Annotated in this window: 10 protein-coding genes and 1 tRNA gene; 3 read left to right on the plus strand and 8 right to left on the minus strand. The window is 36.6% G+C overall.

Translation table 11 applies throughout. From position 1 onward, the window contains the following. Positions 1-75: 75 nt before the first annotated feature. The 3 genes from GUB10_RS09310 to GUB10_RS09320 form a co-directional block, all read right to left on the minus strand. On the minus strand, positions 76-4422 hold the full coding sequence (locus tag GUB10_RS09310) for a CusA/CzcA family heavy metal efflux RND transporter (protein ID WP_193711163.1): 4347 nt from the start codon (positions 4420-4422) through the stop codon (positions 76-78). A 147-nt stretch (positions 4423-4569) separates the two neighbouring features. Further along, positions 4570-4959 (minus strand): hypothetical protein, encoded by a 390-nt coding sequence (locus GUB10_RS09315; protein WP_193711164.1) that lies wholly within the window; start codon positions 4957-4959, stop codon positions 4570-4572. 257 nt (positions 4960-5216) lie between these two features. Beyond that, positions 5217-5298, minus strand: a tRNA-Leu gene (locus GUB10_RS09320). Positions 5299-5409: 111 nt separating this feature from the next. Here GUB10_RS09320 and GUB10_RS09325 point away from each other — a divergent pair. Together GUB10_RS09325 and GUB10_RS09330 are read left to right on the plus strand one after the other, a co-directional pair. Then, entirely contained in the window at positions 5410-6801 is a 1392-nt protein-coding gene (locus GUB10_RS09325) for a dipeptidase (protein ID WP_193711165.1), read from the plus strand. A gap of 278 nt (positions 6802-7079) precedes the next feature. Further along, entirely contained in the window at positions 7080-7925 is an 846-nt protein-coding gene (locus GUB10_RS09330) for a universal stress protein (protein WP_193711166.1), read from the plus strand. A gap of 127 nt (positions 7926-8052) precedes the next feature. Here GUB10_RS09330 and GUB10_RS09335 read toward each other — a convergent pair whose 3' ends face one another. From GUB10_RS09335 to GUB10_RS09340, 3 genes are read right to left on the minus strand one after another with little or no spacing between them, the layout of a single operon-like run. Continuing rightward, positions 8053-8904 (minus strand): outer membrane beta-barrel protein, encoded by an 852-nt coding sequence (locus tag GUB10_RS09335; RefSeq protein ID WP_227740355.1) that lies wholly within the window; start codon positions 8902-8904, stop codon positions 8053-8055. Between the two features lie 24 nt (positions 8905-8928). Continuing rightward, entirely contained in the window at positions 8929-9282 is a 354-nt protein-coding gene (locus GUB10_RS15955; protein ID WP_227740356.1) for a hypothetical protein, read from the minus strand. Between the two features lie 10 nt (positions 9283-9292). Then, positions 9293-9913, minus strand: coding sequence for a hypothetical protein (locus GUB10_RS09340; RefSeq protein ID WP_193711167.1), 621 nt, complete (start codon positions 9911-9913; stop codon positions 9293-9295). Positions 9914-11062: 1149 nt separating this feature from the next. Here GUB10_RS09340 and GUB10_RS09345 point away from each other — a divergent pair. Then, positions 11063-11548, plus strand: coding sequence for a hypothetical protein (locus GUB10_RS09345; RefSeq protein ID WP_193711168.1), 486 nt, complete (start codon positions 11063-11065; stop codon positions 11546-11548). Positions 11549-11906: 358 nt separating this feature from the next. Here GUB10_RS09345 and GUB10_RS09350 read toward each other — a convergent pair whose 3' ends face one another. Both GUB10_RS09350 and GUB10_RS09355 read right to left on the minus strand, forming a co-directional pair. After that, positions 11907-12419 carry a hypothetical protein gene (locus GUB10_RS09350; RefSeq protein ID WP_193711169.1) on the minus strand — a complete coding sequence of 171 codons (513 nt, stop codon included), beginning with the start codon at positions 12417-12419 and terminating at the stop codon, positions 11907-11909. Positions 12420-12442: 23 nt separating this feature from the next. Continuing rightward, positions 12443-13405, minus strand: a complete 963-nt coding sequence (locus tag GUB10_RS09355) for a retropepsin-like aspartic protease (protein ID WP_193711170.1) — start codon at positions 13403-13405, stop codon at positions 12443-12445. Between the last annotated feature and the right edge of the window lie 21 nt (positions 13406-13426).

Raw genomic sequence — 13426 nt, forward strand, 5'->3', positions numbered from 1 at the left:
AGGTAAAATCACCTCGTGGCAAGCCTACGAGGCATTAACTGAAAATATTTTTATTTCGAGGCAAACCTCCCGGCATTAATTCTCGATTATCAAGTAAAACTCTAATTCGGCAATTGCCTCTAAATATTGTTGCAATGCTTCCAAAGCTTTTAACTCGGTTTCAATAACCTCATCAAGAATTTGAAGAAAACCTACATATTCTAAGGCTCCCTCTTTAAAGGCCAGCAAAGCAGCTTTTTGTTGCTCTTTTGAAACCACTAAAGCTTCTTCTTTATAAAACTCCCACGAAGCTTTCCACTTCTTATAATTTTCTTTGGCTTGCTGAAATTCTGCTTTTAATTTTTGCTCCTCCAGTTGCGCATTTTCTATAGCCATCTGGGAGGTAATTTTAGCGGCACTGGCATCTCCATAAGCTTTTCCTGAAAGCACAGGTATTGAAATCCCGGCCTGATAACTGTAAAAACCATCTTTCCCATTAATCTCCTGTGCCCCATATTGAACATTAAACTTTGGAAGGAAATTAGCCTGTAACCGCTTATGTTCCTGCCGGGCTACTTCAAGCCTACTTTTTGCAAGGCTCAAACCAGGGTGATCACTAACAGAATCTTTGGCAGCCAGTAACTGTATCTCTGAAGGCTCATCAAAATTTAAACTTACTGAATAAAAATGGGCTTCCCCTAACCAAATATTTAGCTTTTGAAGCGCTATACTATAATCGTTTTGAGATTGATTGTAGCGATTATGAATTTGATTTACCTTATTAGCTGCAGTGATAGCTTCTAATTTTGAAATCGCTTCTACTTTAAACCGAAGGTCTATTGCTCTTTTAAATTCAGTATATACAGAGTCAAGTTCTTTAAACGACTTATACCTGTGCCGTGCAATATAGGCTTCGGCCCAGGCCTTTTTCACCTCTCTTTCAACTTGCAATGTAGTTAGGTTAAAAGCATTTTTAGCAAGGCTTATTTTGCTCTTTTGAAGTTTAAGTTTAGGGGCTATGCCAAAAAGATCGATATTTTGCTGTTGCACCCCAATCCTGGTATAGACGCCACGGCCGTCGTCAATTTCCTCGCCCCCGGTAAAAACCTGGGTTTCCCCCAGGCCCCAGGCCGATTTCTTTAAAGCTTCCTCCCTATCGATTTCTAAAGCTTTACTTTTTAAACCGGGATAATTTTCTAGCGCTAATTTTACAGCCTCAGCTTGCGATAATTGCTTATCTAAAGGCGCTTCCTGTGCATTTGAACTGAATGGAACAAGAAAGAACATACCTATAATAAGAGCAAAAGCAGGAACAGCTTTTTTACCTATAGATGGCCCTTCTGCCTGTTCTACCCATTTATATAAAATAGGAAGCACCAAAAGCGTTAATAAAGTAGCCGAGATCATGCCACCAATTACCACAGTTGCCAAAGGTCTTTGTACTTCGGCACCTGCCGATGCTGATACCGCCATGGGCAAAAATCCAAGAACATCGGTAAGGGCAGTTAATAAAATAGGACGTATTCTGCGTTTTGTTCCCAGGCGTATTCGCTTGTTTAAATTAGTTACGCCTTCTTCTTTAAGTTCGTTCAGGCTGCTTATTAGCACCAGGCCATTTAAAACGGCAACTCCAAAAAGCACAATAAAACCAACGCCGGCCGAAATACTAAAAGGCATATCCCTTAACCATAACGCGTAAACCCCGCCTATGGCTGCCATGGGTATGGCCATATAAATCATAATAGTTTGTTTAAAAGATTTTAATGCAAAATAAATAAGGATAAAAATGAGCAATAGCGCAATAGGAACCACAATTTGCAACCTCCCGGTAGCACGCTCCAGGTTTTCAAAAGCACCTCCATACCTAATATAGTACCCGGGTGGAAGCTCAAAATCTGATTCCAGTTTTTCCTGAATATCGGCCACTACCGATTTCACATCCCTATTACGAATATTAATTCCTACATAGGTACGCCTGTTGGTGTTATCCCTACTAATTTGCATAGGCCCTGACTGGTAACTGATTTCTGCCACTTCTTTTAGCGGGATTTGTGAGCCTGAAGGCAAACTTACATACAGGTTTTTAAGGCTTTCAATATTTTCACGCTCTGAATCGCCTAAACGAACCACAAGGTCAAACCTTTTTTCCCCTTCAAAAATCACCCCTGCTTTACCTCCGGCAAAAGCAGTTTCCACTAAGCCATTTAACTGTGAAATAGTAAGTCCGTACTGTGCGAGTTTTTCCCGGTTATAAGCTACAGTAATTTGGGGTAAACCAGAGATGGCTTCTACTTTCATATCGCCCACACCATCTACTGTAGCAATAATACTACCCATTTCCTGTGCTTTATCGGCAAGAACATCCAGGTTTTCGCCATATAATTTTACGGCTACATCCTCACGCACCCCGGTTAGCAGCTCATTAAAGCGCATTTCAACCGGTTGACTAAATTCGAAAGAGACCCCGGGGACAACACTTATAGTTTCTTTTATTTTAGAGATCAACTCGTCTTTGGAAGATGCACTAACCCATTCACTTTTTGGCTTTAGGATAATAAAACTATCCCCTATATCCATAGGCATAGGATCTGTAGGAACATCGGAAACACCGAACTTAGATACCACCTGTTCAATTTCGGGGTATTCTTCTAACAATAATTTTTCAAGTTTAGTAGAAGTAGCAATTCCTTCAGTTAAAGAGCTGCCGGGTTTTAAAATAATATGAAAAGCAATATCTCCTTCATCTAACTGGGGTACAAACTCACCGCCCATTCGGGTAAACAGTAAAACGGCCAAACCAAACAACAGGATTGCCACACCAATTACCAGCTTCGATTTCTTTAATGCCCCGGCCAATAAAGGCTCGTACATACTTTGTAGCCAGATTACAAGTTTATCGCCCTTAGATTCTTTTATTTTCTTAGTGGGTTTTAAGAACAATGCCGACACCATAGGAACATAGGTAAGGCATAATATCATAGCACCCAGCATTGCAAAGATAAAGGTAAGGGCCATGGGCTTAAACATTTTCCCTTCAACGCCCTCCAGGGCCAGGATTGGAAGAAATACAATTAAGATGATAAATTGTCCAAAAAAGGCTGAATTCATCATTTTTTTAGCTGAAGAAGCTGCAATTTCGTCCATGCTCTTTGCATGGAATTGTTGCTTCTTTTTTATTCTCTCATGAATTAAGAAAACCGTACTTTCTACAATAATAACTGCACCATCTACGATGATACCAAAATCTATAGCCCCAAGGCTCATAAGGTTAGCCCAAACCCCAAAAGCATCCATTAAAATAAAAGCAAACAACAGCGAAAGTGGAATTGTAGAAGCTACAATAAGGCCACCCCTCCAGTTTCCGAGGAGGATCACTAAAACAAAAATAACAATTAGCCCGCCCAACATTAGGTTTTCGGCTATTGTTCCTGTTGTTTCTCCAATTAATTTGCTTCGATCTAAGAAGGGTTTTATAGAAATCCCTGGCGGTAAAGACTTTTGAATTTCGGCTACGCGTTCTTTTACATTATCTATAACCTCATTAGAATTTGCTCCTTTTAACATCATTACCATACCGCCTACGGCTTCCCCTTCACCATTTTTGGTAAGGGCGCCGTATCTAACCGCACTTCCCACCTGTACTTTGGCTATATCTTTAATCGTAATTGGAACATTATTACTGGTTTTCACCACAATATTTTCCAAATCTTTCTTATTCCTGGCCAGTCCTTCTCCCCTAATAAAATTAGCCTGATGATCTTTTTCAATATACGCCCCTCCGGTATTCTGATTGTTTTCCTGAAGGGCTGTAAACACTTCGCTTATACTAATTCCCATTGCCCGTAATTCATCGGGAATTACCGCAATTTCAAATTGTTTAATATTACCTCCAACACCATTTATCTCTACCACTCCCGGCACCATGGCCATTTGGCGTTTTACAATCCAATCCTGGATGGTTCTAAGCTCTGTAAGATCATATTCGTCCTTAAACTCGTCTTCTACCTCTAAAGTGTACTGGTAAATTTCACCTAAACCGGTAGAAATGGGCCCCATAGAAGGCTCTCCAAAGCCCTGTGGGATTTCCTCCTTAACCTGGGAAAGTTTTTCAGAAACTAATTGCCGGGGAAGATAGGTTCCCTGGGCGTCATTAAAAACAATGGTTACTACCGATAGTCCAAAACGAGAAACCGAACGTATCTCCTGAACTCCCGGTAAATTACTCATAGCTACCTCTACAGGGTAGGTCACAAATTGCTCTATATCGGCAGTACTTAAATTGGGTGCCTGGGTAATAACCTGCACCTGGTTGTTGGTTATATCGGGTTGGGCATCTAAGGGTACTTCGCGCATACTCCAAATTCCCAATCCTACAAGGACTACGGTAAATAGCCCCACTATAAATTTATTATTGATTGAAAAATCAATGATTTTATCTAGCATAAAAAATAATGTAAATATTAGTATTAACCCTGCCCGCGGTAGCGCCCGGAGCAAGTTTTTGATTCTCGGTTAACCTATAGATACGAGCATATACCCCAAAATTATGGGATTAGATAAATTGTAAGCTAATAATGATGATGCCCGTATTTAACCGAGCCTGGGAGGCTGAAAAACCGATAGGGAGATACCGGAATCCTTATTAAAACGATAAAAATCGGGTGAAGTATTATTTTCTATCTCCAAAAATATCTGATAAGAAACTTCAGAGGTATTATAAACAAGTACATGTACATGGCAGCAGGAATGATTTTGCTGAAAAGGAAGTTCCCCATCGTAACCATCATTATGGTAGGTTTTATCTTTGCCATAATGATCTGCTATAAATTCGAAAAAAGAAATTTGGCTTTCCTGCTTAAGCTCTGTGTAATGTTTTATGAAATTATCTACTTTAGGAAGTTCGCAACACCAATCCATTGCCGGCCCCAGTGACTGAAACAGGAAAATTAAGGATAAAGATATGCTAACAAATAATTTCATTCTGAAGCAAAATTAAACAAAATAAGATGCAATGGTAGTGCAAAACTATTTAAATGCTTTTTTCTAGAATGAAGGCCTGGTAGAAATACTAAAATTTAAACAAAAAGTAGTTCAATAAAAAACAGTTCTGCACAGCTGAACCAAACATATAAAGAGTTTTTTTAATGTTCTTGATCCTAAACTTCTAGCCCCTCACCTATTTTTTCCCATTCAATTTACTCCATAAAAAAAGCTCCCCATTTCTGAGAAGCTTTTTGTGCGGGCGGAGAGACTCGAACTCTCACACCTCGCGGCACTAGATCCTAAGTCTAGCGTGTCTACCAATTCCACCACGCCCGCATTTCAATATGTGTTGCTTTAACTAAGCGGATGCAAATATACACAAATGTTTCAATTCACAAATAGTCTGGAAATATTTTTTTTACCTTTATCTCAGTTAAAATTTTAAGTATGACAGATATTAAAAAATATATTGAGGAAAATAAGGATAGATTCCTTAGCGAACTCATTGATTTACTGAAAATTCCATCTATAAGTGCCGATTCTAATTATAAAGAGTCTATGCTAAAAACCGCCGAAGCGGTGAAAAAAAATTTATTGGAAGCCGGGTGCGATTCGGCCGAAATTTGTGAAACTCCGGGGCATCCTGTTGTTTATGCAGAAAAAATAATAGACAAAAACCTGCCTACGGTTTTGGTTTACGGCCATTACGATGTGCAACCGCCAGATCCTTTAGACCTTTGGAACTCCCCTCCTTTTGAACCCGTAATTAAACAAACCGAAATCCATCCCGAAGGTGCAATTTATGCACGAGGTGCCTGTGACGATAAAGGCCAGATGTTTATGCACGTAAAAGCACTGGAGTTTATGACCAAGAACAATGAGCTTCCCTGTAACGTGAAGTTTATGATTGAAGGGGAAGAAGAAGTGGGTAGCGAACATTTAGGCTGGTTTATAGAAAACAACAAAGAGAAACTTGCCAACGACGTGATCCTTATTTCAGATACGGGAATGATCGCTAAAGACACGCCGTCTATCACCACGGGACTTCGCGGACTCTCTTATGTGGAAGTGGAAGTTACCGGGCCTAACAGGGATTTACATTCTGGTTTATATGGTGGTGCGGTGGCAAACCCTATTAATATCCTCAGCCAAATGATTGCTTCTTTAACCGATGAAAACAACCATATTACCATTCCCGGGTTTTATGATAAGGTTGAGGAGCTAAGCAAAGAGGAGCGCGAAAAAATGGCAGAAGCCCCTTATGATGAAGAAGCCTACAAGCAAAAAATTGCTATTAAAGATGTTCACGGCGAAGCGGGTTATTCTACGCTAGAAAGAGCTTCTATTAGGCCCACTTTAGATGTAAACGGAATATGGGGAGGTTATATTGGCGAAGGTGCCAAAACCGTGCTACCGTCAAAAGCTTTTGCAAAGATCTCTATGCGTTTGGTTCCCAACCAGGACTGGAAGGAGATCACCCAACTCTTTAAAAAACATTTTGAAAGTATTGCCCCCAATTCGGTTACTGTTGAGGTAAAACCTCATCACGGTGGCCAGGGATATGTCACGCCTATAGATAATATTGGTTATAAGGCAGCCAGTAAGGCTTATGAAGCCTCTTTTGGAAAAACACCAATTCCACAACGTAGTGGTGGCAGTATTCCAATAGTTTCGCTATTTGAAAAAGAACTAAAAAGCAAGATTATTTTAATGGGCTTCGGATTTGATACTGATGCCATCCACTCCCCCAACGAACATTTTGGGGTTTGGAATTATTTAAAAGGTATAGAAACCATTCCGTGGTTCTACAAGTATTTTACCGAGATGAGCCGGGAATAAATTGCTTGGGTGATTTACTTGTATAAATGAGTAAAAAGCTTAATAGTTAGGTTCTCTAAAAAATCATGTCATTCTGAATTTATTTCAGAATCTAATATGTTTTTAATTATCCACATGTTAGATCTCCGAATAAATTTCGGAGCAGGCTCTGAAACTAGTTCAGAATGACGTCTCTTCAGGGAACTTCATTTTCTACCTTTTTCCGAAGTAAAATCAAAATTTCGGGAAATTAGTTTTAGTATATTTACAGGGATCGCTTATCAAATTCATCATTATTTATGGAGAAAAAAATTCTTATTCCTTCCAACTTCACCAAACACGCCTGGAATACGCTGGTATACGCTTTAAATCTTTATAAAGATATTCCCTGTACTTTTTATATTCTGAATACCTATAAGGTTTCTTCCAGGATCTCACTTGGCAGAAACCAGACTGCCGATTTGGAGGCGGCAAAAGCTGAATCTGAAAAAGGCCTGCAGAAAATTATGCAGGGAATAAATTTCAGAAAGGAAAATCAAAAGCATCAATTTGAGACCATCTCCCGAAATAAAGAGCTTGCTGAGGCCATTCAGGAAGTGGTAGATGCCCATAAAATAGATTTAATTTTAATGGTTTCCCGGGGCGAAAATGTCTCGATAAATACTGCTTTTGAAAGTGAGATTTCAGAAGTAATTCAAAAAGTAGAAGATTGCCCTTTTCTGGTACTACCCGAGCAAATGCAAAATTTTCCCGAAACAAACCGGGAAATAGTTTTTCCTACCAATTATAAATTTGCCTTTAAAAATAAAGAGCTTTCCGCACTTATTGAGATGGCCATTAATTTAAATGCAAGCATTAGGGTCTTGTATATTGACAGCCTTGGAAAACCACTTACCAAAGAACAGGAAGAAAACAAAGAGAGCCTAAAGTCTTATTTTACCAAAGTAGACTTTAGTTTTCACAAACTCACACAAACCAGTGTTACCACCGGTATTCATTTGTTTATTGAAAGTAGGGAAAGCAACTTTTTAGCCCTTTATAAACGTAGGCAGGGCTTTTTTAGCAAACTTTTCTCTCAAAAATTTAAAGAAGACATAGACTTTAACCCTAAGGTACCGGTATTGATTTTAAAGGAGTTGGAGTAAACTATCTTACGGAAAATCCCATAGTATTACATCTCAATTACCAATAACCTCTTTCCATAAAACCTTCCTTAATACTGCCTTCGCAGTAAGTTTAGAATATATACTTCGTAAATCGCTATAGGTGTTTTTAGAATAACGAATACCCAAGTATTATAGATATAGATGTATTAAATTCTGCACTCCAGTTTAAATCATAGTTACCTAAAAGCTGCCTGGTCGTTTGGTACCTGGCCTCTACACTATATTTATTATTTAGCTTATAACCTAAGCCAAACGCCAGGTTGGAGCCCGAATTAATATCAAAGGTTTTCACCATTGAGCCATCATTTCTAGTATATTCGATAAAAGAGTTTGAATCAAAATCAACAACATAGGTAGCATCGACAAAAAATTTAGAATGGTTATTTAAAAAAAGATAATATCGTAATCCAATAGGAAGTTCTATAGAACTATAATCAACGTTTGCAACCAATTCACCTCCGGTAAGATTATTTACAGGTTTTACCCTCTCTGCCTTAAAAGCCCGATAGGTAGGTTCTAAAATAATGGCCCACTTATTTTTATTAAACGGAAGTATAAACTCGGCTTCCACTCCTATACTCGGGCCAAATTTGTTTTCAAAATTTACACTTCTGGCTTCCGATTTAGAATTTTGAATTTGTAATGAAGAATTATTTAAACGAGGTCTGATTGTAAGATTAAAAAAATCCTTTTTAGTCTTTTTTGAGTAGTTGGCGAATTCCTGATTATGACACCGGTTATAATCTATAAAAAAACTGACTAACTCATTTTTTTCGTAATCTAAAGCCTCAAGTTTATTTGAGTTGAAATCTGGGCATTTTAAATCTAGCCAAAGCTGGTGTCTAAACCTATTGTTTTCCCCAATTTTAGCACTGGAAGTTTTATATTTTTTATAGATAAGTTGTTCAATATTAGAATTTTCTTTCTTGTAAAAATACCTTTTTAGATTATTCTCCACATATTCATAAAGCGTAGACCTTCCCTAAACCAAAACCTTTAGAAAAAGGGTTTCTTTCTGAAAAACAGGGTTTTTCTCTGTACTTAATTTATTAATATTCTTACTGGACCTGTCAATTTCTACCTCACTCCTTACATATTTAGATACACCCTTAATTGCAAATTCCTTTACTGAATTGAGGGATGCAGTTTTTATTTCAGCTTCTTCTGAAAGTTTATATTCAAATTTATTAGGGTTATTTCTCCAATCAACATTCCTAATTAGGCAATTAAGCCTTTGGTTCGTTTCATCTATATAATAGCCTTTTTCAAAAGTGATTTGTGAGAAACAGTTGAGGCTCAAAATTGTAAACAATAGAAATAAGGCCTGTTTTTTCATTTTGAAAGTTTTATTGAATCTTTAATTTCAATGCATCAAAAGCCTCCGTTTTAATTCCGATTAGGCCATACCTGGTTGCACCATCTTCTATAAGCGTTCCGTTTACATTATATTCCAGTAACTCTTCTTTAAATTTCTTATTGGCCGAACTTGCTGCAATCATATTTCCGCCCGCTAAACCCGGTCCCAAGATCAAACCTATAGGCGTAGAACTGGTTTGCTCCTGTACCCCATTAGAATTTGTCTTGCTTGTATAAAAGTTTACGGGGGTTAAGAGTAAGTACCATAGATAGGATGCCGGACTTTGTTTTAGTGTTTTAAAAGCCTTTTCATTCTCCATCACATAAATCTCTGTTCCGTTTTCGTAGGCTAGTTTTGCATCACGCCCAAACACTAAATCCTTCCCGGAGTTATTGGTTATTTTTACTGCTACTAATTTCACGCCTTTTTTCAACTCTTTCTTCTCGTACTTCTTATCGAGTAAATCATATTTGTATTCCAGTATTACTCCGTCATTTTCGTTGGCAGAAATATAATTAATGGCTTTAGGTTCAATCATTTTATAGCCAGACGCACAGTTTGTAAGACTTAATGCCATTACCAACAGGAGAGTAATTTTAATAATCTTCATTTCTAAATTTTAAAGTTCTTGATTGTTTAAATGGTTTTCAATTAATGGCTAGAGTCTATTTATTTATTCTATTAATAACAAATCCCCTGGAAGAATAACCACCGGGCAACTGCAAGAAATTGCTCCTAAAAAATAAGAAATGCGCGACTCCAGTAAATAAAAACAGCCTGTAGGGATGGCAGTTTTAATAGATAGATATATCAAAAAAACCTATCTATGTTAATTTTTTGCTAATATATAAATAATCTTAAATTAATGTAGGAATTCACCTTATAAAATATCAAAAATTAAAAGATTAAGTATTTAAGGTGAATTATTATCAAAAGAAGGCTTAGAAATTATGGGGACGCTTAAGGCTAGTTTTTTCGGCAATACAGATCACTGGCGATTAACCGATATTTTGCGCAGACTGTTTACTAAAGAATTGTTGGTTGATTTATTTTCTATCATCTTTATTTTTTTACTATTCCAATTTAGAATAATGCGATAATCTTTAAAAAAATCTGAACCGAAAGCCTTATCTAAATATTGCTCTGAGTACACTTTTACATTTTCTAGTGTTGAATTCCCAAATTCAATTTCATCAATAATTCCGATAAAAGATTCCCGGGTTGTATTTGGTGCACCATAAATTCCTGTAACCCCTTTAGTATTAGATTTTTTAAAATCTAAAATTTCACCATTTTCTGTTTGCTTTTTAAATTCAGAATTTAAAAACTAATTGATCTAATGATAGAAATGATCTATCTGCTTATTCCTTTAGGGCTTTTATTTTTCCAGTTGCTCTAAAAGCAAACTTTAAAGCGGAAGGTCACCTTTCTTCACCGCCAGGAAGGTCTTGTGGCTCTATTTTAAACTTGGCCACAGCAATGGCACATCACCTACCGTAAATGTTACCAGCGGTGCTATTTCAATGGTACTGGAAAGATTTGATTGAGGCAAAATAGCCGTTCTTTAAGTTTTTGGAACTTACTTCTAAGCGATATATCAGTTGGAGTTTTTTTAAGGCAGGAGCTTGCGACGTGGTGTTTAGCGCACCTTAGACACCACTATTTTTTCGTTTTAATACATTTTTAACAATTTATTATCTAATATTTTGCTTTTAATATTAAATTATTAGCATAATTTAACTATACTAAAACTTAAATTATGAAAAAACTAACACTTTTAATCGTATTTATTTTTGGCATTACAACAGCCATGAATTCACAAACTTTTAAACTAGGTGCCAGTGCTGGAATCCCTACTGCTGATGCCGGAGACATTAGTTCATTTGTATTGGGTGTTGACGCCTATTACTACTTCACCAATGTTGATGCCTTTGCTGAATTGGGTTTAAATGCAGGTTTCAGAAATTATTTCGGAGAAGAAATTAGTGACGGTATTGAAATTGACGATACCCAGTTTCTTCCACTTGCAGCAGCCGCCAGGCTTAAATTGTTTGGTATTCTTTCTGGAGGCGCTGATATAGGTTACGCCATTGGAATATCAGACTTTGTAGACGGTGGTTTCTATTTTAGACCAGTGGTTGGTATCGATATTGCTGATACTATTGAATTATTCGCTTCCTACGAAGTAATTGCTGACGAGGCAACCTGGGGAAGCCTAAACGCAGGTATTCTATTTGAGTTTTAATTTACTCGATAATCGAGATTAAATGCTTCGTGGCTTAGACCGAAGTAGTTTATTTAATGCAATAGTAAAGGGAGGCCGAAGCTTCCCTTTATTATTTCAATTCTCCACTAACGTAGTGAACTAAATTATTAACCTACCAACTATAGTTGAATATATCTAAGTTGTAATAGCAACCAGAAGGGCCTGTGACTGCAATAAGGTCATATTCCCGGTAAGCAGCACAATTACACTACTATACCAGGAATCTAGCCGGAGATATCGTGTGACATCTTTCAGTTTTCATGCAAAACCTCGATGTAAGCTTAGAAATTTCATTTTTTATTACTGAAAAATAGAAAAATAACGAAAAATACTAAGCCTACTTTAAACCAGGTTGCACTTCAAATTTTTCCTCGCCTCTTCCTGCATTTACTCTTTTAAAAGAAGCCATTAACAGCACATAATAGATAATAGAAAAAATAATATCAAAGAAAAACACCCCGGCATCTTCCCCAAAGAAATCATTAATAGCGTACCAAAGATCCAGCGGAATTACAAACATGATTATTTTAAAAATCAGCCTTAAAACCAGGTAGAATATTAGTAGCCGAAGTCCGTTTACGAAAGAGAGCGAAAAATAGCGTTTAAGGAAATCACGCTTATCTCCTTTTTCATTTACCTGAAATACTAAATAAGTTCCTACAATAGTAATCAATAACTCCAGGATAATATAGGAAATCTCCCAGCCATAATACGTGAAATCGGTTTTGGGTGCATTTGTGGCTAAGGTGAGTATTACCAGGAACACCAGTAAATACTGGTAAGAGATTGATTCGGTGATCTTATTCTGAATTAATAAAAGTTCCAGTTTTTTAAGGTTAAGCCAGATCATAGGTTAAGAGGTTAAGTTTTTTGTTAATAGCGAAGACTGTTTACTAAAGAATTGTTGGTTGATTTATTTTCTATCATCTTTATTTTTTTACTATTCCAATTTAGAATAATGCGATAATCTTTTAAAAAATCTGAACCGAAAGCCTTATCTAAATATTTTTCTGAGTACACTTTTACATTTTCTAGTGTTGAATTCCCAAATTCAATTTCATCAATAATTCCGATAAAAGATTCCCGGGTTGTATTTGGTGCACCATAAATTCCTGTAACCCCTTTAGTATTAGATTTTTTAAAATCTAGAATCTTACCATTTTCTGTTTGCTTTTTAAATTCAGAAAAGGGTACGACAATACCTCCATTATAGCCTAAATCAACAGTGAAATTCCAGACTTTTTCTCCATTTATTTTACAAGCCATAGCAGGTATTCCTGCCACACCAATAAACAATTTGTTTTCAATTACATCTTTAGGTATATCTAATGTTGATTCGTTATCAGTAATAGTAATTTGTTTTTTTCTAAAATCGATATCCCAAATAGCATGTTGCATTAAATTAGCTCCTATAAACCCATGAATATCTAAAGAAGACCATACTGATACTGAGTTAAAATCATTTATTAAAGCTGTTGTTCCGATAAAATCTATATTTCCAATTTTAACGTTTTCCAGTCTTGTATATTTATTTTGTAGTTTATTATTATAAACATCGCCTGCTTTTGCAGAATCAATAGCTTTTAAATTTAAACTTGCAGCAAGTTCATTCGATACCAGCGTAGGAGAACCTGTGTCTAAAAGAAAGTTATAGTTCTTATTTTCTATTTCTACAGGTATAATTATAAATCCATTTTTAATCTCGAAAGGCAACGTAACCTTGTAGTTTTCCTGTTCAGTTTCTCCTTCTTTAAGATGTTTAACAGTTTTGCTGAGGGAACAGCTATTTATTAAAACAAGGCTTAGTAGATAAACACATACTTTGGCTAATTTCATTTTTTATTAAAGTTTCTTACA

Source organism: Salegentibacter sp. BLCTC (assembly GCF_015143665.1).
Lineage (GTDB): Bacteria > Bacteroidota > Bacteroidia > Flavobacteriales > Flavobacteriaceae > Salegentibacter > Salegentibacter maritimus.